Source organism: Chelativorans sp. ZYF759 (genome assembly GCF_012911015.1).
Lineage (GTDB): Bacteria > Pseudomonadota > Alphaproteobacteria > Rhizobiales > Rhizobiaceae > ZYF759.
Genome location: NZ_WVVV01000002.1, coordinates 22,436 through 43,744 on the forward strand (window position 1 = coordinate 22,436; position 21,309 = coordinate 43,744).

The window sequence follows — 21,309 nt, forward strand, 5'->3', positions numbered from 1 at the left end:
CCGTCACAAAGAGCGTGAACGGCTGGTAGGCGACGACTTCGCGGTTTGCCGTGGTCCGGCCGTCGATCTTCTTGACCCGGCGGCCTATGCACGTTTGTGCTTCTCAGTCAGTTGTCGCTGGGCGCTTTCAATGGCACGTGCACATGCTTGGACCTGTTCTGCATCTTTTTCCTGCTGGTAGACCTCCATTGCCGTCTCGTATCGCCTGATTGCTTCGTTGAGGTCAGACTCAGGATCCAGAGCCGTATCAAGATGTGCGTGTCTCGCTATTAGAGAGCCGCTAAGCAACTGACATTCGGCCCAGCGCCAGGAATGCGTGTGAGCATAGATTGCACCGGCAATGTCGAACGATTGGACAGAGCGGAACATGTATAATTCTGTACGATAATCCGGTGCTATTAATGCAAAGTGGAACAAGGTGCTGCCGAGTTCGAAATGGGCACCAGCGAAGCGATCAGGAAACAACGTTTCAGGATAGGTTTCGATTGCCGCTTGATAGGCGGACACCGCCTGGACGAAGAGAAACGTGCGCTCGGATATATTTCGATCCTCTTGTTGCGCCAAAGCTGCCAGTAGCCGTCCCCGATTGAAATTGGCCGCGCCCCAAACATCCGGATTGTTGGATCTCTCAGAACTGACGATCGCCGCTTCAAATTCTTCAAGTGCTTCCCTGATCGCCGCTTCACTGTGGATGAAGTCATCGCCCTTAATTCTTGAATTCAGTGCCCCACCTAGGCTATTGTATATGTGACATAGTAGGCTCCCGGCGGTATCTTCTTCCAATGCAATAACTTTCGCCGATCGCAAAGTTGCAATCGCTTCGTCTAATTCATTAGAAGCCGGGTGCCTTTTACCTAAATCGAGAAGACAATTGGCAAGGCTCACCTTCGCAGAGACGATCGTGAAAGGATCGTCGTCCTCGGAGAGTTGATCTGCGGCTAGGCGCGCATGCTTCACCGCATGCTGAAGAGAATCCTCTTCGTCTCCATCTGAGCTATGAGCCGCAGCATTGCGGTAGAGCAGCCCTAGCCGGTAATGTGTCGATCTTCGCCGCACAATGTCGACCTCGACGATGTCAAGCCTAAGCAGCTCTTCCAAAAGCCGAACGCCGATCCAAAAACGGGGACGAAGCATTCTGATGCTTGATTCGTAAACACGGTGAGCATTTTCGTCGAGAACCCGAGCCATCTCGGATTCACTAAATGGCTGAAAGAAACGTGCTGCCTGAAAATAATGGCCAAAGGCGCCTTCCGCATCCCCCTTCATAAGGCAAGTATCACCCCGTGTGACCCGAATCTCCGACTGTTTGGCAACCTCCAGCAGCGTGTGACGCTCTTGATACAGCGCCTCAAGCGCTGCCAATGTCACATCCACCTCGTCAAGCTTGCCGTGGGCAAGTGCCTCGGTTGCACTCCGCTTTGCTTGTGCAATCGCGTCGCTAGTCTCGTCTATGGTATCTAGACGAGCCCGCAACTGTCGCCACTCGGTAGCCTTTTCCCGCAGAAACTCGTCGAGTTCAGCAAAGCTCGCGTCAGGATGTTCGTGCTCAAACTGATAAGCGAGCGCCTCAATGAGATTGCGCGCCTCACGATAAGCTCGGTCCAGGTCGGGGTCTATTCTGCCTCCTGTCCGTTTCGCACATTCCTCGACCTCCTCCGAAGAAATATGCAGGACAGAGATGATGGGATCGATCGTTTTGGGATGCGGGTTTGCGACCAGGCCGTTTTCAAGCTCACTAATGCGTCGGACCTTTGTTGGATCTGAATACGCATCTTCGGCAAGCTGCAACTGGGTAAGTCCCGTCGCTCGCCGCTTCTGGAGTATTAGTTCGCCCAGAGCCTTGCCGTAGCTGCTTGTCATCATCGATTCCGCATATGTTCCGCCGGCTTTCCGCAAGTCAAGCGCATAGATCGAATCACCTTTGGGTGGAAGATTCGATGGTCTTTCATTCAAATCAGACTGGGAGTTCTCATGCACCACATTCTCCAAATACTTCTGATATTCGCCTGCCTGCTGCGGCTAGTGGCAATCATCACGCTGATGAGTGGTGGTGATCCAGATTCATTTAACTGCTTTGCAGCCCTATTGGCGGCAGTGGTAAGGTTGCAGACCTTTGCAGTATTTTGCTCAGTTAGTACGCTGCATTGCCCCGCTACCCACCCCTCGCCATCTTCACCAACGCCCCCACCAGCCCCAGCAGGCAGGCGGCGACGGCGACATACTGGATCGTCGCCAGCATCGCGCTCGGCGCCTCGTCGGCCGAAAAAATCAGCCAGGCCATCACCACCAGCCCGATCGCGCTGATCGCGGCGGATTTTTGCGGACTCATCGTTGCGGCCTCCCTTGCCCCGATCCTTTGGGAATGGAGCGGGTTCGGCCGGGCGCTGTCAAGGGCAGGACAGCCGTTGCTCGAAGAGGCGCGTTTTCCCGCCGCTGGTCTTTTGCTGTCGTCCAGACATGGATCCCCGGGTCTGCTCCGCTTCGCTCCGCGCCCGAGGATGACGAAGCAGACAGGCGCTTCGCCGGCGTTGGAGATTGGCAGCACCCGCCCTCACCATCGTCATCCTAGGGCAAGCGAAGCAGAGCGCAGCGCGACCCTGGGATCCATGTCTGAATGGTGGCGGTGATGCGGGGCTTTGGGCGCTGGCGGCCCCCTCTCTTGCGATTTCTAACACTTGGTCTGCGCCTTCGGCTTGCCCAAGACGTTGAAATCGCTTTCTCCCCCACCAAGGGGGAGATGACGACGGCGCCGCTGGACTCGCCAATCTCCAACATCTGCGAATTGCGGAGCCAGCGATGCCGCGCGCCTATCTCTCCCCTTGTGGGAGAGAAAGCAAAATCAACATCTTAGCCAAAGGCTAAGTGTTAGATTTTGCAAGTGAGGGGCCCGCCATCCTCGACAATCGCTCCACCACCTTGTCACCAACTGTCAGCAGTCTTTCCCGCCAACTTATCCACACCCCCTGGCCGCTGCCGCACACTGCGCGCTCGACCAAGGGAGCCCGGCATGCGTTTCCACCAGACCATCGCATCGAACGGAAAGCGGCTGAACCGCCTCGCGGCGCTGCTTTGCGCGCTTGCCGGACTGGCGGAGCGGGCGGCCGGCAGTTCCAGTGCCGTCTGCCTGCTTGTGGTCTGGCTGATCCGCCCGAGCGAGGCGGTCGCCCGCGATCTTGTCGAAAGCCTTGCGCCGGGCGCCGCCCGGCTGCCGGAGCCGGTTTGGCCCCGCGACGGCAAAGCCGAGGCCCTGCGTCTCGCGCAGAATTTTCGGCTGCTTGCCGCCGTCCTCGCCGCGCTGGCGCAACATTATCTTGCGCCGCTTCCGGCAACACCCGCCAACCGCCAGCCTGCCGGATTTCTGGCCGCGGCCGTCATGCGCCCGGACCGCCGCCGAGCCGCGCGACAGTTCCCGGCGCGCAGCCCGCCAAGGCATGTCGCCCGAAACCGGGAGCCGGTGGCACGGACACCGCGCTTCCCGTCATGAAACGGAGACAGGGACAATAGCCAGACCGGCAACGGGGCGTGGCGATACTTTCGCGCACCCCTCAGCCAGTCGCCGTGCCTTTGGGATTGTCGCTTGCCAGCAGGCGGGCCATGGCGTCGGTGATGGCGCTGTCGTCATAGGGTTTTGGGAAAAAACTGCTGCCCCCCGGCAGGCTGCTCTCTTCGAGGATGTCGTTGCCCGACGCCACGATCAGTTTGACCGGGGGCCATCGGTCGCGGATGTAGTGGGCGAGCTTGATGCCGTCCATCGTCCCGGGCATCTGCACGTCGGTGAAGACGAGATCGATGTCGCTGCGCGATTCCAGGATGCGGATGGCCTCGTCGGCGTCGCGCGCCTCCAGCGCTTCGTAGCCGGCGGCAAGCACCAGGTCGACCGCGCCCATGCGAACGATGGTGTTGTCTTCGATAACGAGGACGACTGCCCTGCCATTATTCATCGGTTGCTCGGTGCATGAGGATCGGGTTTCCCCGTCGGCTCCGAGGGTACAGCGTTTCGGGCGTCATTAGGTTCCTAGACGGCTGTCGAAAGATCGGCATGGCGGACGGGCGGGCCCCGATGCGCGATCGTGACGGCGGTGCCGGGGTCCGCGTCGCTCATCCGGATTTCGCCCTGCAGGTTCTTGACCAGCGCTTCGACGATGCCGGAGCCGAGCCCGGCCTTGGGTGCATCGCTTCCCTCCGGCATGCCGATGCCATTGTCGCTGACCGAAAGGGTCCAGTCGCCACCGTCCGAGCGATAGTCGATCGCGATCGTGCCCGAGGGCTGGTCGGGAAAGGCGTGCTTGAGGGCATTGATCACCAGTTCCGTCACGATCAGCCCCAGGCTCACGGACACGTCCGCGTCCACGGCGCTGTCATCGACGGTCACCGCGATCGACAGCCGGTCCGGCTCGGCGATCATCGAGGCGCCGAGGCTCTGGCAAAGCTGGGTCAGATATGTCTTGAGCTCCACATTGCCGCCCTTGGAGGTGGACAATTGCCGCTGCAGGGCCGCGATCGACATGACCCGGTGATGGGCGTTGTGGAGGTGGCCGCGCACTTCCTCCGACTGAACCCGGCGCGCGCTCTGCATGAGCACGCTGGCGATGATCTGCAGGCTGTTTGCCACGCGATGCTGAACTTCCTGCATCAGCATCGCATTGTCGCGAACGAGATCGTTGTTCAGCCGCGTTTCGGCGCGCGCGTCGGTGACGTCGGTGACCGCCAGCAGAAGCCGGACATGATCCTTGTCGCCATCATCGAGCGTGCGCGCATGGACGACCAGTTGCCGCGTCTTCTGATCTGGCCGCTTCAGGTCGATTTCGTAGGCCGAGATCTGCGCCTTGCCCGAAGCGGTCGCCTTGAGCAGCGATGCAAGCGTCGGCATCGCCCATTCGCCATTGCCAAGCGCGTCGAGGCGTTTACCGGGAACCGTCGCCGGATCGATGTCGAATGCCCGGCAGAACGATGCGCTCGCCGCAATGACACGCTGGTCTTCGGACAGGAAAAGCAGCGGCTCGTTCGACGACACCACAACGGCCAGCGTGCTGGCCGCTTCGAAAAATTCAGTCGGTCTGTTTGTCATTGTCTGGCCCTCAAGGGCCGGAGACTCGCGAAGCAAGTCATTACTCGGCAGGAATGCCGTCAACTGGAACTCTGAAGCCAACACTCCACTGCACCATATCACATCCGGCGCATATCGGCACCATGCTAAATTTCGCAGGTGCAGCATCGCGGCCGCATGAGGGCAAGATGGAGACGAAAGTCCTGTGCCCCGCCGACCCTCCCCATCGAGGGGAGGGCAAGGGGTGGTCGACGCCTCCCTCAGCAATACACCGTCTGCACCGTCGTATATTCCTTGAGCCCTTCCTCGCCGAATTCCACCCCGATGCCGGACGACTTGACCCCGCCGAAGGGCGCGTTGGGCTGGATGGCGCCGTGCTTGTTAACCCAAGCCGAGCCGCATTCGAGCTGGAGCGCCAGGTCGCGCGCCTTCTGCACGTCAGCCGACCAGACCGAGCCGCCGAGCCCGTGCGGGTTGTCGTTGGCCTTGTCGATGATGGTGTCGAGGTCGTGGTAGCGGATGATCGGCAGGACCGGGCCGAACTGCTCCTCGTCGACGAGCCTGACCCCGTGGTCGACATCGGCCACAAAAGTGATCGGATAGAAATAGCCCGCTCCCGGACGCGGCGCGCCGCCGGTCAAGACGCGCCCGCCGCGCGCCTTTGCATCCTCGACCAGCTCGACCACGCGGTTGAACTGCATCTCGTTCTGGATCGGACCGAGCACGTTCTTCTCGTCTAGCCCGTCGCCCATCGGCACGTTTTCGGCCAGCGTCACCAGCTCGCGGCAGACCTCGTCATAGATCGAGTCATGCACATAGAGCCGCTTGAGCGCGGCGCAGGTCTGGCCGGTATTGATGAAGGCGCCCCAGAAGATGCCTTCGGCGATCTGCTTGGGGTCGGCGTCGGGCAAAACGATGCCGGCATCGTTGCCTCCGAGTTCCAGCGTGAGCCGCTTCAGCGTCTCGGCCGAGGAACCCATGATCTTCTTGCCGGTGGCGATCGAGCCGGTGAACACCATCTTGTCGATGCCGGGATGGGCCGACATGGCCGCCCCGATCTCGTCCGGCCCGGTCACCACGTTGACGACGCCGGCCGGCAGCACCTCGTTCATCAATTCGACCAGCCTTATGGTGGAAAGCGGCGTATAGGGCGACGGTTTGATGACCACCGTGTTGCCGGTGCGCACTGCCGGCAGGATGTGCCAAACCGCGATCAGCATCGGCCAGTTCCACGGCGTGATCGAGCCCACCACGCCGATCGGCTTGCGGTGCAGTTCGACCCGGCCCTCATTGTTGTCCTGGATCACTTCGGGGCTGAGTTCCAGATCGGCGGTGTAATGCGCCCACCCGGCGGAGCCCGCCGATTCGAAGCGGGAGCCGGGGCCGCTCAGCGGCTTGCCCTGTTCGGCCGTGATCAGCCGGGCGAGTTCCTCCGCATGCTCCTCGATCTTGGCCGCGATCGCATGGCAGGCTTGCTTGCGCTCGGCGTCGGGCGTGAGGCTCCAGCTCTGGAACGCCCGGCGCGCCGCCTCGACCGCATCGTCGAGATCGGCCGTCGAGCCCATCGGCATGCGGCCGACCTCTTCGCCGGTGGCGGGGTTCTTGACCGGCAGATAGTCGCGCGCCCAGCGCTGTTTGCCGTCGATGATCATCGCATATCCGTCGTTCATGCCCGTTCCTCCCGAAATCGCGTTCTTGGCACTGCCGGCCGTCGTCGCCTTTGCCGCGACGGGCTTCGGCGCATCGCCGCGCCAGGCGGTGTAGGCGACCGTGTGATCCTTCTCGCCGCCCATCTTCTCGCAGGCCTTGCGCCACCATTTGGCCGTCCGCTTGACCAGCGGCATGCCGCCGCCCGTCTCTTCGGCCAGGTCGGCTGCGATGCCCACATCCTTGGTCAGAAGCGAGAGCGCGAAGCCCGAGGCGAACTCGCCGGTCAGCACCTGGCTCTTGATCGTGCTTTCGGTGGAGAAATTGCGCCCCGTCGAGACGTTGATCACGTCGAGCGCGACGGCGGGATCGAGGCCGAAGCGCTCGCCCACGATCAGCGCTTCCGAGGCGGCGGCAAAGCCGGCTGCCGCGACATAGTTGTTCAGCGCCTTCAGCGCGTGGCCCGACCCGATCCCGCCGGTCTCGAACACCTTCTGCCCCATCGCCATCAGCACGGGCCGCGCGCGTTCCAGCGCGCTCTTGTCGTCGGTGCCCGCCATGATGGAGAGCGTGCCGGAGATCGCCCGCGGCACCGCGCCCGAGACCGGCGCGTCGATGAAGACGATACCCTTTTGGGCCAGCGCTGCGGCGATCTCGCGCGATCCCATCGGCTCCGAGGAGCTCATGTCGACCACGAGGCTTCCGCGCGCAAGCGACGCGGCCAGCCCGCCATCCTGCTCCAGCAGCACCTTCTTCACGATCGCGCCCGTCGGCAGCATGGTCACGACGAGGTCGCAGCCGCGGCCGAGCTCGGCCAGGCTGGTGGCGGCACTCGCCCCGATCGCGGCGGCATGGCGCTTGGCGAGTTCGCTGTCGGCGTCGTAGACGGTCAGCTTGAAGCCGGCCTTGGCCAGGTTCGCCGACATCGGCGCGCCCATATTGCCGAGCCCGACAAAGCCGATGCGGTCCTTCGTGGCTTCGAGCTTTTGTTCCGGCGCCAGCTGGTCGAGCACCTCCTCCGAGGCGCGCATGGCGTCGACCATCAGCGGGATGCCGCAATAGAGGAAGGCGTGCACCATCATCTCGCGGATTTCCTCGCGGGAAACCCCATTGGCCAGCGCACCCTTGGTGTGGATCTTGATCTCGTGCTGGCGACCCATCGCCGTCAGCATGGCCAGCGTCAGCAGGCTGCGGGTCTTCAGGTCGAGGACGGGGCGCTGCCACACCTCGCCGAAGCAGATGCGGGTGACGATGTCCTGCATCGGCGCCAGATAGGGCGACGCATTGTCGACCTGCATTTCCGCGCCTTCCGGCCCGAACATCTTGCGCCTGAGATCCAGACCCTTTTCGAAATTGCTCTTGGACATGCGTTTCCTCCCGGTTCTGCCAAGCCGTGGAGGGCCGCCGCGTTTTGCACGCGTCGGTTCTCCTCCCGTTTACCCAGACTGCGCCGCGCGCTTGCATCGATCAATGCCATGGGATTGATTGCTGCCATGAAGAATTTCGATGCAGGCGATCTCGACTTCCGTGCGCTCCGGACTTTGAAGCTGGTGCGTGATCTTGGCTCCTTCACGGCGGCCGCCGAGCGGCTGGGCCAGAACCAGTCGACAATCAGCTATGCGGTCGGCCGGCTGCGCGAAATATTCGACGATCCGCTCTTCGTGCGCGAGGGCAGGGGGATCGCCCCCACGCCACGCTGCGAGGAGATCGTGGCCGGGATCGAGCGGCTGTTCGACCAGCTGGCGGAGCTCGCCGAGCCGGCCCTATTCGATCCCTCGGCCGCTTCGAACGAGATCACCATCTCCTGCAATCATTATGAGCGCTCGGTCATCCTGCCTGCCGTCATCCGCCGGCTGCGCGCGGAGGCCCCCAATCTCAAGCTGCGGGTCATCCAGGCGCGGATGGAGGGCCACCGGCAGTTGCAGAAGGGCCAGTGCGACCTGCTTCTGTCGCCGGTCGCCGCCGAATTCGACGGCCTGTTCCGCCGCCGCCTGATCGAGGACCGCTATGTCTGCGTGCTCGACCCGTCCAATCCGCTGGCCTCCGGCCCGCTCGGCTTCGAGGCCTATGCCGCGGCCGCGCATGTGTTCATCTCCTATGAGGGCACATGGCGACCGAGCTACCGCGACCTTATAGAGGCACGCGGAATCGCGCCGCGCATGGTCATCGACCTGCCGAGTTCCGGCGAGATCGGCCGGCTGATTGCCGGCACCGATCTGGTGGCCACGGTGACCAAGCTGATCGCGGAGAGTTTTGACGACGAGTTGGTGATCCGGCCGGGTCCCTTCGACAGCCGCATCCTGATCCACCAGTTCTGGACCACACGCACCCATCACTCGCGCGTCCACGGCTGGCTGCGCGATCTCGTGGCCGAAGAGGCCGCGCGGCTCGAGCGCGCGGCCGCACGTCTTCAGCCGCGCGAGGCGAAGGCGGTCAGCGACTGACGCAAGGGTGCGATCGCTTCCATGATCGTGCCTCCCGACGACACGTTTGACAGGATGCCTTCCACCTTCGGCTGGATGAAGGCGTCGAGATCGTTCCAGTGGATCGGCCTGTCCTTGGCCGGCGCGCCCGAAGCGGCCTCGCGTGCCGCGACATAGAGCGCAGCCGTGCCGTCCGACAGCACCTCGCGTGCATCGTAGCTGTCGGCGATCAGCTTGGCCCTGAGCTCGACCGCCTGCACGCCGACCAGCAGCGCCATCGACAGATAGTGCTCCAGCACGTCCAGGCTCTCGCGTGCCAGATTGGCGGCGTTCATGGCCTGGCTGTTGATGTTCTGGTTGAACTGGTCGGCATGGGTGGGGAAACGGTCCACCACCGACTGACCGTAGAAGGAGATGAGCGGCATCATCTGGTTGCCGCCGATCTGCAGCGACTTGAAGCCGACATTGGTGCCGGCTTCCATGTTGCCGACCAGGGAGGGGCTGAGCCCGTAGCTGAACTCCGGGGTGAAGAGCAGCGAGATCTGCGCGTCGACATGCTTGGCCATCAGGCCGATCAGGAAGCGAACCGAATCCATCGCGACGCCGGTATATTGAGCGAGGAAATTGCCGGTGTGCAGCACCTCGCCCGTATCGGGATCGATCAGCGGGTTGTCGTTCGCGCAATTGGCCTCGACCTCGATCTGGCCGGCCGCCGTCGCCAGGCCGTCGACGATTGGGCCCATGAATTGCGGCATGCAGCGCAGCGAGTAGCGGTCCTGGACGAGCTTGCCGATGCGGTGGGCGCGCTCGCCGCCCGCCTCCGAGCGAATGACCTTGGAGCCCGTCAGAAGCGCGGCCATCTGCTCCGCCGTCCAGACCTGGCCAGGATGCGGCTTCATGGCGTGGATGAAGGGGGCGAAGCTCTGGTCGGTGGCGAGCATGGCCTGCGCGTAGAGCGCGTGGATGCCGATGGTCAGCGCGGTGAGGTCGAGCGCGCGCGCCATGGAATTGGCGGCGATGCCGGTACAGGCGCCGGTCCCGTTGTTGAGCGCCAGCCCTTCCTTCGGTCCGGGCTCGAGCGGCTTCAGGCCCATCCGGTCGAGCGCCGTGTGGGAATCGAGATCCTCGCCACCCATCTCGACCTTGAAGTCAGGCGCAAGCCCGAGCACCGCACCGGCGATATAGGAGAGCGGCACGAGGTCGCCGGACGCGCCGATCGAGCCGCGCTGGTGCACATGAGGATGGGCGTCCGCATTCAGGAAGGCGACAAAACGTTCGACGATCTCGAGCCGGATGCCCGAGGCCCCTTTCATCAGCGAATTGGCCCGAAGCAGCATCGCGGCCCGGACATCCTCGGCAGGCAGGCGCGGGCCGGTGGTGCTCTTGTGGTGCCACATGGCGATGCGCTGCACCTCGACCAGCTGTTCGTGGCTGACATACTGGTCGGCCATGCCGCCGAAGAGCGTCGTGACGCCGTAGACCTGCTCGCCCTTGTCCAGCGCGTCTTGGATGACGGCGCGCGAGCGATGCATGCGGTCGATGATGACGGGGTCGTCGGTGAGCGCGACCTTCGCGCCTTTAGCCACGGCCCTGATGTCGGTGATGCTGAGCCCGTCGCCGCTGATGATGATGGTCATGATGAAGCCTCCGCTGATGTCTGGCGACAGATTATGCATGGCGCGCGGTCATTTCATGGCTTTCGAAGCGCCCGGATCGGCGCTAATGATCATGATATGACCCAGAATGGCGACGACATGACATGAAGATGACCGACCTGGCTGCCGCGGACTTGCGGATATTGTCGGAACTGCAAAAGGACGGCAGCCTCTCCAACGTGGCGCTGGCCGAGCGGATCGGCATGTCACCGAGCCCGTGTCTGCGACGGGTCAAGCAGCTTGAGGGCGCCGGCTTCATCTGCCGATACGCCGCGCTTCTGGACGGACCCCGGCTCGGCCTTGGTCTCACCGCCTATGTCGAGGTCAAGGTGCCGCAGGTCACCGGCGACGACATCGTCGCGCGCTTCAAGCAAGCCGTCATGCGCGAGCCCGCGATCACCGGCTGCTTCGTGACGGCCGGCCAGTTCGACTTCCTGTTGCGCGTCGTGGTGGCCGATATCGATGCCTATTCCACCCTCGCGCAGAACGTGCTCCTGAAACTGCCCGGCGTGCAGGACATCCGCACCAGCTTCGTGCTCGAAGCGGTGAAGGACACCACCGAACTTCCCATTGCCCGCGCGCAAGCTGCACGCTAGACCGCAAGCATGACCGCTACCCGGACCTCATCGTTGCGCATCGCCGTTGCCCAGCTCAATCCCGTCGTCGGCGACATCGCCGGCAATCTCGCCAAAGCGCGCGCAGCCCGCAAAGAGGCGGCCGGGCAGGGGGCCGATCTTGTCCTCTTCACCGAACTCTTCATCGCCGGCTATCCGCCGGAGGATCTGATCCTGAAGCCGGCCTTCGTGAAGGCCTGCGAGGAAGCCGTCGACGCGCTGGTAGCCGACACGGCGGATGGCGGTCCGGCCATCGCCATCGGCACGCCGCTGAAGCGTTCGAGCGGCCTGCATAACGGCCTCGTTGTCGCCGATGCCGGCGAAAGGCTGGCCGAGCGGTTCAAGATCGACCTGCCCAATTACGGCGAGTTCGACGAGAAGCGCGTGTTCCAGGCCGGACCCGAGATCCAGGGTCCGGTCGGTGTACGGGGCGTGCGTATCGGTTTCCCGATCTGCGAGGACATTTGGGGCGATCTCGGCATCTGCGAGACGCTGGCCGAGAGCGGGGCGGAAATCCTGCTCGTGCCCAACGGCTCGCCCTATTACCGCGGCAAGGTCGACATCCGCCAGCAGGTCGTGGTGCGGCAGGTGGTCGAGAGCGGACTGCCGATCCTCTACGCCAACCAACTCGGCGGCCAGGACGAACTGGTCTTCGACGGCGCGTCCTTCGCGCTGCAGGCCGACCGCAGCCTGGCCTTCCAGGCGCCGCAATTCGAGGAAGGTCTCTTTCTTACCGTCTGGGAGAGGAACGGCGAGGAGTGGCGCTGCGTCGAAGCGCCCGTTGGCGCGATTCCGCAGGCTGAGGAGGCTGACTACAGCGCCTGCATGCTCGGCCTGCGCGACTATGTCGACAAGAACGGCTTCAGGGACGTGGTGCTCGGCCTGTCGGGCGGCATCGATTCAGCCATCTGCGCGGCACTTGCCGTCGACGCGCTCGGCGCCGATCGTGTGCGCACGCTCATGATGCCCTATCGCTATACGTCGAAGGACTCGCTGAGGGATGCCGAGGACTGCGCCCGTGCGCTGGGCATTCGCCACGACACCGTGGCGATCGCGGAACCCGTCGAGGGTTTCACAGAGGCATTGTCCCGGCTGTTTGCGGGCACGGAAACGGGCGTGACCGAAGAGAACCTTCAGAGCAGGGCACGCGGCACGATCCTGATGGCGGTGTCCAACAAGTTCGGCTCCATGGTGGTGACCACCGGCAACAAGTCGGAAATGTCGGTCGGCTATGCCACGCTTTATGGCGACATGAATGGCGGCTTCAACCCGATCAAGGACCTCTACAAGATGCAGGTCTACGCCCTGTCGCGCTGGCGCAACGCGCATCTGCCGAAGGGCGCGCTTGGTCCCCTCGGCGAGGTGATCCCCCGGAACATCATCGACAAGGCACCTTCGGCCGAGTTGCGCCCCGATCAGACAGACCAGGATTCGTTGCCACCCTATCCGGTGCTTGACGACATTCTCGAATGCCTTGTCGAAGGCGAGATGGGCGTCGACGAGATCGTTGCGCGCGGCCACGACCGCGAACTGGTCCATCGGATCGAACATCTGCTCTATATCGCCGAGTACAAGCGCCGCCAGGCCGCGCCAGGCGTGAAGATCACCCGCAAGAATTTCGGCCGCGACCGACGCTATCCGATCACCAATCGCTTCCGCGACCGTTCGTGACGTCGAAGGCCGCGCCGCGGGCGTTTCGCGTTTGGCAGAACCGGGATTTATTGAGGCTTTACGACAATTTAAGCGGTTTGATCTTACTGCTGGATCAGGCAGGGGGACAATGATGAACCGGCTTCTGGCAGGACTGACGTCTGGCGACTCCAACCCCGATCTTATCCGCGCGCAGCTCGACGCGTTTCTGCGTCAGCTACCCCTTCTGCACCTGACCCTGCTCGTCAGCATCATCTGCATCGCGGCAATCTTCTTCGGCCATGCACCCGACTACCTGACCCTCTATGTGCCGGCAGCCCTGATGGCCGTCTTCTTCTTGCGCGCGATGAGCTTGCGGCGCATCCGGACAGAAGCGGTGGACGATCGCACCGCGCAGCGGGTCCTGCGTGTCATCGCGGTACTGGCGGTCCTGCTCGCCGCAAGTTTTGCGGCATGGTCGCTTGCCCTGTTGCCCCACGGGGAAGAACAACAGAAGCTGCACGCGCTCTTCTTCATGTGCATCGCCGCGATCTGCACCATCTTCTGCCTTGCCCACGTGCGCGCTGCCGTCTTCACGATCATCGCGCTCATCATTGGGCCCATCGTTCTGTATTTCGGCAGTTCCGGCCATCCGATCTTCACGGCCATGGCCATCAACATGGCTTTCGTCGTGGCAGCGATGGTCTACGTGCTGCAGACAAACCACCGCACCCTCACCGCCATGGTGGGTTCGCAGAAGGAACTCTCCGCCACCCAGGCCCAGGCCTCCTGCCTGTCGGACGAAAATCTGCGGCTCGCGCATCTCGACAGCCTGACCGGCCTGCCCAACAGGCGACAGTTCTTCGCCCGGCTTGAAGAGAGGTTCGATCTCGCCAGCCAGGATCCATGCCACGGATTTGCGGTCGCCTTGATCGATCTGGACGGGTTCAAGCCCGTCAACGACCTCTACGGCCACGGCGTCGGCGACAAGGTGCTACTTGAGGTCGGAGAGCGCCTTCAGGCCTTTGCCAGCGACTCGATCTTCGTCGCACGGCTCGGCGGCGACGAGTTCGGCTTGATGATGGATGGCACCGCCCCGGATTCCGAGCTGACCGATCTGGGCCAGGCCGTGTGCACGGCACTCCAGCAGCCCTACGAGCTTCCCGAAGCCCTGGTGAAACTGTCGGCCAGCATCGGGCTGGCTGCCCACGGGACGGACCAGGAAAGCCCCCGGCAGCTCATGGAACTGGCCGACTATGCACTCTACGAGGCAAAGCAGCACCATCGCGGCAGCACCATCCTGTTTTCCGAAGGCCTGGATATTCAGCTTCGCGAGATGATGCAGCTCGACCTGGAACTGCGCGGGTCCGATCTGGAATCCGATTTCGGCCTTGAGTTCCAGCCCGTCGTGGACGCCGACAGTGGACGCGTGATCGCGTTCGAGGCGCTCGCGCGCTGGAGCAGCCCCTCGCGTGGACCGGTGTCTCCGGCGGTCTTTATTCCCATCGCCGAGCGCACGGACACCATCAACAAGATCACGCCGATCCTGTTCGGCCGGGCACTGGAGGCGGCTGCCCAATGGCCGCGGGACGTTTCGATCTCGTTCAACCTATCCGTCCGGGACATCATGTCGCCGTCGGCGCTGATGGAACTGATCGACCGGATCGACAGGAGCGGCATCGACCCGTCGCGCATCATTCTGGAGATCACAGAAACCGCGCTGATGCTTGACTTCGAGGTGGCCGTGGATGCGCTCGAGCTCCTGAAGCAGAGGGGCGTCCAGATCGCGCTCGACGATTTCGGGACGGGCTATTCCAGTCTCGGCTACGTGCACCGCCTGCCGCTCGACAAGATCAAGATCGACCGCAGCTTCCTGGCGGACATCGACAGCAATCCCGTGTCGCTCAGCATCGTCAAGACGATCATCGACCTGTCGCGCAACCTTGGCCTGGGCTGCGTTGCGGAGGGCATGGAGACGCGGGCCCAGGTCGAGATCCTGCGCACGCTCGGTTGCGAGGCCATGCAGGGCTACTTCTTCAGCCGGCCTGTCGCGCTCACCCAGACCGGACCGCTCGCGCTCTCGGGTTTTGCGATGCAGGTCAGCTGAATTGGACGGGTGAAATCTCGGCGCGGGACTGGTGGCGGTACGGCCGATCGTGTAGCCCCTTGCCTCGGCGGCAGGCGCCGGACATCGCGCCGGGAATGATCCGTCAGCGTCGAGTGTCCCAATGCGATTCCATACGTTTCTTTTCGAGAACGCGCGCTGGCTTGCCGGCGGGTTTCTGCTGACCTTTTTTTCGTCTTACGGGCAGACCTTCTTCATCGCGCTGTCGGCCGGCGACATCCGGCTGGAATACGGCCTTTCCCATGGCGGCTTCGGCGGTCTCTACATGGTCGCCACGATCGCGAGCGCGGCCACGCTGCCTTTTCTCGGGCAGATCGTCGACCGGCTCTCGCCGCGCGGCGTCACGCTGATCGTCGTGCCTATGCTGGCATTGGCCGCGCTGATGATGGCCGTTTCCCATCACATCGTCCTTCTGTTCATCGCCATCTATCTTCTGCGCCTGTTCGGGCAGGGCATGATGACCCAGAACGCGGCCACGGCGATCGCGCGCTGGTTCGTGGCCCAGCGCGGCCGGGCGATGTCGGTGACGGTAATCGGGGTCAATGCCGGCGAGGCGGTCTTTCCCTTGCTCTTCGTGCTGGTGGCGGGTCTGTGGGGCTGGCGCAATGCGTGGCTGCTCGGTGCTGCCTCGCTGCTCCTGGTCGCGCTGCCGGCCATCTCGGGCCTGGTGAAGGTCTCGCGTGCGCCGCGCGCTTCCGATCCGCCGGTCAAAAAAGTCCGCGCGCGCGACTGGACGCGTGGCGAGGTGATCCGCGATCCGCTCTTCTATCTGGTGCTGCTCGGCGTGCTGGCGCCCGGCTTCATCGGCACCACCATCTTCTTCCACCAGATCTATCTCGTCGATCTGCGCGGCTGGTCGCTGGAGATATTTGCCTCGTCCTTCACCTTCATGGCCGTCACGACCGTGACCTTCGCGCTGGTTGCCGGGCAGCTTGTCGATCGTTACTCGGCCATCGCGCTTCTGCCGAGCTTCCTTTTTCCGCTGGCCGCCGCCTGTCTCGCGCTGGGTGTGCTCCAGCCGCAATGGACTGCCTTTCTGTTCATGGGGCTGCTGGGCCTCTCATACGGCTTTCAGCACACGCTCTTCGGGGCGCTGTGGCCGGAGATCTACGGTCTGCGACATCTGGGCGCGATACGTGCGATGACGGTGGCCATGGGCGTGCTGGCGACGGCGGTGGGGCCGGGTCTGACCGGGATGCTGATCGATTCCGGCGTCTCCTATCCTGCCCAGATCGTTGTGATGGGGCTCTACTGCCTCATGGCGGGCGTGCTGATGATCTTCGTCTCGCGACGCCTGAAGGCGCGCGCCTTGTCTTCGCCCGAGCCTTCGGCTAGTCCCGCCCCATGACAGTCACCGTCCGTTTCGCACCATCGCCCACCGGCCGCATCCACATCGGCAATGCACGCACGGCGCTGTTCAACTGGCTTTACGCGCTCAGGCATGGCGGACGCTACATCCTGCGTTTCGACGATACCGACCGCGAGCGCTCCAGGCCGGAATATGCCGAGGCGATCGCAGCAGATCTGAAATGGCTCGGCGTGCAGCCGCACGATACCGCCTACCAGTCGCGGCGCTTTGCCCTGTATGACGCGGCGGTGGACAAGCTGAAGCAGGCCGGGCTGCTCTACGCCTGCTACGAGACGCCCGAGGAACTGGAGCGTCGCCGCAAGCTGCGCCTGTCGCGGCGGCTGCCGCCGGTCTATGGCCGAGAGGCGCTGCGGCTGAGCGATGCGGACAAGGCAGGTTTCGAGGCCGAGGGGCGCAAGCCCCACTGGCGTTTCCTGCTGCCCAATTTCGACGCTGATCCGCATCAGACCCGGCGCACCGAGATCCACTGGGAGGATGTGGTGCGCGGTCGCCAGACGGTCGACTTGGCCTCCATCTCCGATCCCGTGCTCGTGCGCGAAGACGGGACCTATCTCTACACGTTGCCTTCGGTGGTCGACGATATCGAGATGGGCGTCAGCCACGTGATCAGGGGCGACGACCACATCACCAATACGGGCGCGCAGATCGCCATCTTCGAGGCGCTCGGCGCCGAGGCACCTTGCTTCGGGCACCACAATCTCCTGACGGCGGCCGACGGCACGGGGTTGTCCAAGCGTTCGGGTGCGCTCTCGATCGGCGCCTTGCGCGACAGCGGACTGGAGCCCATGGCGATCGCCTCGCTGGCCGTGCTGACGGGCGGCTCGGAAAGCATCGAAGCGGTGACGAGCCTGGACGTGCTGGCGACACGCTTCGAACCGGCTCAGGCCTCCAAATCGGCGGCCAGGTTCGACCCGGCGGATCTGTGGGCGCTCAACCGCACGCTGATCCATGCCATGCCCTTCGACAGGGCGGCTCCGCGCTTGGCTGCGCTTGGCATCGAGGGGGAGCAGTCCGAAGCCTTCTGGCTGGCGGTCCGCGACAACCTCGACAAACTGGCCGATGCCGCGGATTGGTGGCGCATCGTCACACAGGCGCCAGACCGGGAGAGCGAGCTTTCCGAGGAAGATCGGGAGTTCGCCCGCGAGGCCTTCGCCCTGCTGCCGCCCGAACCGTGGGACGAGACGACCTGGAAGGCCTGGACGGAAGCCGTGAAGCAGGCGACCGGGCGCAAGGGCAGGGCAATGTTCATGCCGCTGCGGGTAGCGATCACCGGGCGCGATAAGGGTCCTGAGATCGCAAATCTATTGCCTCTTCTGGGGCGGGCAGGAACGTTGGCCCGACGACCCTGACCGGCCGGTCCGCGGGCGCGTCCTGGACAGGCCGCTGGGCAGCTGTCGTGGTCTCGTCGACCGGAGGCTCATCGTCGGGCAATGCCGCAGGTTCCGCCGAAGGGGCGGGGCCGGCTGCACGCTCTTCCTGGATGAGGAAGGAGCCCGACCGCAAGGTCGAAGCTGACGCCATATGCGCGTCTCTGGCTTCCGGGTCGGCCTCCGCCGCACCGAAAGTTGTCCACCCTTCGCCGCCGGCCAGCACCTCATACCCGCGCTCCGCCGCGCAACCGCAATTGGCCGGCCGCTCCCAGCTCGCCTGCCGATATCGAAACGCGTTTTCGCCCTCGCGGTAGGAAATGCCCGTGGGCACCGACACCATGTCGTCCGATTCCTGGCCCGGGAAGCGGTGGAAATGAAGCTGGACTTCCGTGCCCGGGCAGCGCGCCGCGCACAGCTTCTCGTCGCGTTCGAACAGCGAGCGCGGCGTGGAATGCGATATCGGGAAGAAGAAGCCGTCGCACATGCGCACGCACATCGTGCGGTAGCGCGCGCCGGTCTCGGCTGCCGCCGCCTGGCTCATATTGGCTCGGGAGGCCGGCTGGCCGCTGATGGTGACAGTAGACGCGGCCTGTGTCTCCGTGCGGGCGGCAGCGGCGCATCCCTCTGCACTCATCTGGGCCGACAGGCGGGTGCGTTCCGCCTGGAGGCCTGCCGAGGAGCCGAAGCGCTGGCGTGTATGCTGCAGGTCGGCAAGATTCTGGCGCATCCGCTGGACGGTGGCGTCCAGGCCGGCACAGACGGCACCGCGGGCGACGTCGCAGCCGGCGCGGCGGACCTGATCCTCGGCCTTGCGCAGTTCTCCCTGCTGGGCGGCGATCGCGGTGTCGTAGCGGGCGATTTGCTGGGGGTCGGTTCGGCTGCCGGCACCGAGCGCCGCGAACTGGGCTTCGAGCTGGCGGCAATAATCACCAGGCTGGGCGATGGCCATGCCCGGCAGGGCCATGCCGCCGAGCAAGGCGGCCGTCAGGCCGGTGCGGAGAAGGCGCAAGCCGCGCAAGAAGACGATTCGCTGCAACATGGCGAAACGTCTAGTCGATTCTGGTTAACCGCCCTTTACCCGGCAAGCGTCAGGCCAACAGCGCTGCGGCCTCGCCGGCCTGCTGGGCGGCCACCACGGCCAGCGCGGTCATGTTGACGATACCGCGGGAAGTGACCGATGGGGTCAGGATATGCGCCGGGCGCGCCGTGCCGAGCAGGATAGGCCCCACATGCAGCGCTTCCGTCATCGTCTTCACGGTCGTGAGCGTGATGTTGGCCGCGTCGAGCGACGGGAAAACCAGAAGGTTGGCTTCCCCCTTCAGCAGCGAGTTCGGGTAGACGCGGCTGCGCTGGATTTCGGAAATCGCAGCGTCGCCGTGCATTTCGCCATCCGTCATCAGGTCGGGGGCCATCTCGCGCAGCATCGCGGCTGCCTCGCGCATCTTGATGGCGCTTTTGGAATCGCGCGAACCGAAATTGGAGTGGGACAGGAGGGCGGCCTTCGGCGTGATGCCGAAACGGCCGATTTCCTCGGCAGCCAGAATCGTCATCTCGGCTATTTCGCGGGCGCCGGGCTCGACCGAGACATAGGTGTCGGTAAAGAACGTGGCGCCGCGCTGCGAGATCAGCATGGACAGGGCCGACAGGTCGCTGACGCCCTCGCGCTTGCCGATCAGCTGGTCGACCAGGCGCAGGTGCCGCTCGTAGCGGCCTTCGAGACCGCAGATCATGGCGTCGGCCTCGCCGCGCAGCATCGAGAGGGCGGCGATGACGGTCGTGTTCGTCCGCACCAGCGTGCGCGCGGCCTCCGGGGTGACACCCCGACGACCCGCCGTTCGGATCAGGAGGTCCACATAGTCGCGATAGCGCGGATCGTCTTCGGGATTGACGATGTCGAAATCCTTGCCAGGCCGGATCTTGAGGCCGTAGCGCTTCAGCCGGGTTTCCACCACATAGGGGCGGCCGATCAGGATCGGCTGGCCAAGGCCTTCCTCGAGCACAACCTGGGCTGCCCGCAGCACACGCTCGTCCTCGCCGTCGGCATAGATGACGCGCTTGTTCTCCGCCGCGCGCGCGGCCGAGAAGACCGGTTTCATGACGAGACCGGAACGGAACACGAAGCGGTTGAGCCTATCGATATAGGCGTCCATCTCGGCGATGGGCCGCGTGGCGACTCCCGAGGTCATGGCAGCTTCGGCAACGGCGGGCGCGATGCGCAGGATGAGACGGGGATCGAAGGGGGAGGGGATTAGATAATCCGGCCCGAAGATCGGCGTCTCTCCCGAATAGGCGCGTGCGGCCACATCCGAAGGCTCCTCCCGCGCGAGCCCGGCAATGGCATGCACGGCCGCCATCTTCATCTCTTCATTGATCGCGGTGGCGCCCACATCGAGCGCGCCGCGGAAAATGTAGGGGAAGCACAGCACGTTGTTGACCTGGTTGGGATAGTCCGAACGCCCGGTGCAGACCATGGCGTCCGGCCGGGCCGCGCGGGCCGCCTCCGGCATGATCTCGGGCACGGGATTGGCGAGCGCCAGCACGAGGGGTTTCTCGGCCATGTTCGCCAGCATCTCGGCCTTGAGTACGCCTGCCGCCGAAAGCCCCAGGAAGACGTCCGCCCCGCCGATCACCTCGGCAAGCGTCCGCGCCTGCGTGTCCTTCAGATACGGACCCTTCCAGCGGTCCATCTCTTCGACGCGCTCCCGGTAGACGACCCCGTGCCGGTCGGTCAGCCAGATATTGTCTGGACGTGCACCGAGGGTGACGAGCAGGTTGACGCAGGCAAGGGCGGCGGCGCCGGCACCCGAAGTCACGATCTTGACGTCCTCGATCTGCTTGCCGGCCAGTTCCAGCGCATTGAGCACGGCGGCCGCGACGATGATCGCCGTCCCGTGCTGGTCGTCGTGAAAGACGGGAATGCGCATGCGCGCCTTCAACTGCTCCTCCACCTCGAAGCATTCTGGCGCCTTGATGTCTTCAAGATTGATGCCGCCGAAGGTCGGTTCGAGCGCGGCAATGGCCGAAACCATCGCATCAATGCCTGGCGCGTCGATCTCGATGTCGAAGACGTCGATGCCGGCGAACTTCTTGAACAGCACCGCCTTGCCCTCCATCACGGGCTTGGAGGCGAGCGGGCCGATATTGCCGAGGCCGAGTACGGCGGAGCCGTTGGAGACCACGCCGACAAGGTTCTGGCGCGCCGTGTAGTCGGCTGCGCGGGCAGGGTCCTCGTGGATGGCGAGGCAGGGCGCCGCCACGCCCGGCGAATAGGCCAGCGCCAGGTCGCGCTGGTTGCCGAGCGGTTTGGTCGCCTGGATCTCAAGCTTACCGGGCCGCGGATTGGAGTGATAGAAAAGCGCGGCGTCATCCAGGACGGAGGCTTCCGGCTTCTGCTTTTCCTTGCTCATCGAATTCCCCGCCTGGCATTCCC

At 64.1% G+C, this 21,309-nt stretch carries 15 protein-coding genes and 1 pseudogene; 7 read left to right on the forward strand and 9 right to left on the reverse strand.

Features of this window, described 5'->3' with window-relative positions; genetic code table 11:
• Positions 1-84 precede the first annotated feature (84 nt).
• Positions 85-1,977, reverse strand: a complete 1,893-nt coding sequence (locus GRZ55_RS03985; RefSeq protein WP_169285616.1) for a helix-turn-helix transcriptional regulator — start codon at positions 1,975-1,977, stop codon at positions 85-87.
• Positions 1,978-2,152: 175 nt separating this feature from the next.
• Entirely contained in the window at positions 2,153-2,329 is a 177-nt protein-coding gene (locus GRZ55_RS03990) for a hypothetical protein (protein WP_169285617.1), read from the reverse strand.
• Positions 2,330-3,007: 678 nt separating this feature from the next.
• Here GRZ55_RS03990 and GRZ55_RS03995 point away from each other — a divergent pair.
• Positions 3,008-3,484: a hypothetical protein gene (locus GRZ55_RS03995; protein ID WP_169285618.1), complete on the forward strand. Its 477-nt coding sequence runs from the start codon at positions 3,008-3,010 to the stop codon at positions 3,482-3,484.
• A 61-nt stretch (positions 3,485-3,545) separates the two neighbouring features.
• Here GRZ55_RS03995 and GRZ55_RS04000 read toward each other — a convergent pair whose 3' ends face one another.
• The 4 genes and pseudogenes from GRZ55_RS04000 to GRZ55_RS23360 all read right to left on the reverse strand — a co-directional run.
• Complete coding sequence (locus GRZ55_RS04000) at positions 3,546-3,941, reverse strand: response regulator (RefSeq protein WP_169285619.1); 396 nt, start codon at positions 3,939-3,941, stop codon at positions 3,546-3,548.
• A 74-nt stretch (positions 3,942-4,015) separates the two neighbouring features.
• Positions 4,016-5,068, reverse strand: a complete 1,053-nt coding sequence (locus GRZ55_RS04005; RefSeq protein ID WP_169285620.1) for a sensor histidine kinase — start codon at positions 5,066-5,068, stop codon at positions 4,016-4,018.
• Between the two features lie 239 nt (positions 5,069-5,307).
• A complete protein-coding gene (locus tag GRZ55_RS23355) occupies positions 5,308-6,699 on the reverse strand; it encodes an aldehyde dehydrogenase family protein (protein ID WP_169285999.1) in 1,392 nt (463 codons plus the stop codon).
• Positions 6,700-6,816: 117 nt separating this feature from the next.
• Positions 6,817-8,061 (reverse strand): annotated as a pseudogene (locus GRZ55_RS23360) (NAD(P)-binding domain-containing protein); the annotation flags it as partial.
• Between the two features lie 126 nt (positions 8,062-8,187).
• Here GRZ55_RS23360 and GRZ55_RS04020 point away from each other — a divergent pair.
• Positions 8,188-9,138: a LysR family transcriptional regulator gene (locus tag GRZ55_RS04020; RefSeq protein WP_169285621.1), complete on the forward strand. Its 951-nt coding sequence runs from the start codon at positions 8,188-8,190 to the stop codon at positions 9,136-9,138.
• Here the strand turns inward: GRZ55_RS04020 and hutH are convergent.
• Positions 9,105-10,754 (reverse strand): histidine ammonia-lyase, encoded by a 1,650-nt coding sequence (gene hutH / locus GRZ55_RS04025; protein WP_169285622.1) that lies wholly within the window; start codon positions 10,752-10,754, stop codon positions 9,105-9,107. The two genes, GRZ55_RS04020 and hutH, sit on opposite strands and share 34 nt — an antisense overlap.
• A 122-nt stretch (positions 10,755-10,876) precedes the next feature.
• On the opposite strand from hutH, the gene GRZ55_RS04030 reads away from it, so the two are divergent.
• The 5 genes from GRZ55_RS04030 (at position 10,877) to gltX (ending at position 17,858) form a co-directional block, all read left to right on the forward strand.
• A complete protein-coding gene (locus tag GRZ55_RS04030; RefSeq protein WP_169285623.1) occupies positions 10,877-11,368 on the forward strand; it encodes an Lrp/AsnC family transcriptional regulator in 492 nt (163 codons plus the stop codon).
• A gap of 9 nt (positions 11,369-11,377) precedes the next feature.
• Positions 11,378-13,057 (forward strand): NAD+ synthase, encoded by a 1,680-nt coding sequence (locus GRZ55_RS04035; RefSeq protein WP_169285624.1) that lies wholly within the window; start codon positions 11,378-11,380, stop codon positions 13,055-13,057.
• Positions 13,058-13,166: 109 nt separating this feature from the next.
• Positions 13,167-15,122, forward strand: coding sequence for a bifunctional diguanylate cyclase/phosphodiesterase (locus GRZ55_RS04040; protein WP_210257221.1), 1,956 nt, complete (start codon positions 13,167-13,169; stop codon positions 15,120-15,122).
• A gap of 121 nt (positions 15,123-15,243) precedes the next feature.
• The gene (locus GRZ55_RS04045; protein ID WP_169285626.1) at positions 15,244-16,488 is read left to right on the forward strand and encodes an MFS transporter; all 1,245 of its coding nucleotides are present in this window, start codon (positions 15,244-15,246) and stop codon (positions 16,486-16,488) included.
• The gene (gltX, locus tag GRZ55_RS04050; RefSeq protein ID WP_169285627.1) at positions 16,485-17,858 is read left to right on the forward strand and encodes a glutamate--tRNA ligase; all 1,374 of its coding nucleotides are present in this window, start codon (positions 16,485-16,487) and stop codon (positions 17,856-17,858) included. Before GRZ55_RS04045 ends, gltX begins: the two co-directional genes overlap by 4 nt.
• Here the strand turns inward: gltX and GRZ55_RS04055 are convergent.
• A complete protein-coding gene (locus tag GRZ55_RS04055) occupies positions 17,776-18,918 on the reverse strand; it encodes a DUF2865 domain-containing protein (RefSeq protein ID WP_169285628.1) in 1,143 nt (380 codons plus the stop codon). The genes gltX and GRZ55_RS04055 overlap by 83 nt on opposite strands.
• A gap of 49 nt (positions 18,919-18,967) precedes the next feature.
• Positions 18,968-21,286: an NADP-dependent malic enzyme gene (locus tag GRZ55_RS04060; RefSeq protein WP_169285629.1), complete on the reverse strand. Its 2,319-nt coding sequence runs from the start codon at positions 21,284-21,286 to the stop codon at positions 18,968-18,970.
• Positions 21,287-21,309 lie beyond the last annotated feature (23 nt).

What these genes read in the sequence shown, in the direction of transcription:
- GRZ55_RS04035 (WP_169285624.1), top strand. Translation starts at nt 11,378, where the DNA reads ATGACCGCTACCCGGACCTCATCGTTGCGCATCGCCGTTGCCCAGCTC.
- gltX (WP_169285627.1), top strand. Translation starts at nt 16,485, where the DNA reads ATGACAGTCACCGTCCGTTTCGCACCATCGCCCACCGGCCGCATCCAC.
- GRZ55_RS03995 (WP_169285618.1), top strand. Translation starts at nt 3,008, where the DNA reads ATGCGTTTCCACCAGACCATCGCATCGAACGGAAAGCGGCTGAACCGC.
- GRZ55_RS04030 (WP_169285623.1), top strand. Translation starts at nt 10,877, where the DNA reads ATGAAGATGACCGACCTGGCTGCCGCGGACTTGCGGATATTGTCGGAA.
- GRZ55_RS04045 (WP_169285626.1), top strand. Translation starts at nt 15,244, where the DNA reads ATGCGATTCCATACGTTTCTTTTCGAGAACGCGCGCTGGCTTGCCGGC.
- GRZ55_RS03990 (WP_169285617.1), bottom strand. Translation starts at nt 2,329, where the DNA reads ATGAGTCCGCAAAAATCCGCCGCGATCAGCGCGATCGGGCTGGTGGTG.
- GRZ55_RS23355 (WP_169285999.1), bottom strand. Translation starts at nt 6,699, where the DNA reads ATGATCATCGACGGCAAACAGCGCTGGGCGCGCGACTATCTGCCGGTC.
- GRZ55_RS04000 (WP_169285619.1), bottom strand. Translation starts at nt 3,941, where the DNA reads ATGAATAATGGCAGGGCAGTCGTCCTCGTTATCGAAGACAACACCATC.
- GRZ55_RS04020 (WP_169285621.1), top strand. Translation starts at nt 8,188, where the DNA reads ATGAAGAATTTCGATGCAGGCGATCTCGACTTCCGTGCGCTCCGGACT.
- GRZ55_RS04060 (WP_169285629.1), bottom strand. Translation starts at nt 21,286, where the DNA reads ATGAGCAAGGAAAAGCAGAAGCCGGAAGCCTCCGTCCTGGATGACGCC.
- GRZ55_RS04040 (WP_210257221.1), top strand. Translation starts at nt 13,167, where the DNA reads ATGATGAACCGGCTTCTGGCAGGACTGACGTCTGGCGACTCCAACCCC.
- hutH (WP_169285622.1), bottom strand. Translation starts at nt 10,754, where the DNA reads ATGACCATCATCATCAGCGGCGACGGGCTCAGCATCACCGACATCAGG.
- GRZ55_RS04005 (WP_169285620.1), bottom strand. Translation starts at nt 5,068, where the DNA reads ATGACAAACAGACCGACTGAATTTTTCGAAGCGGCCAGCACGCTGGCC.
- GRZ55_RS04055 (WP_169285628.1), bottom strand. Translation starts at nt 18,918, where the DNA reads ATGTTGCAGCGAATCGTCTTCTTGCGCGGCTTGCGCCTTCTCCGCACC.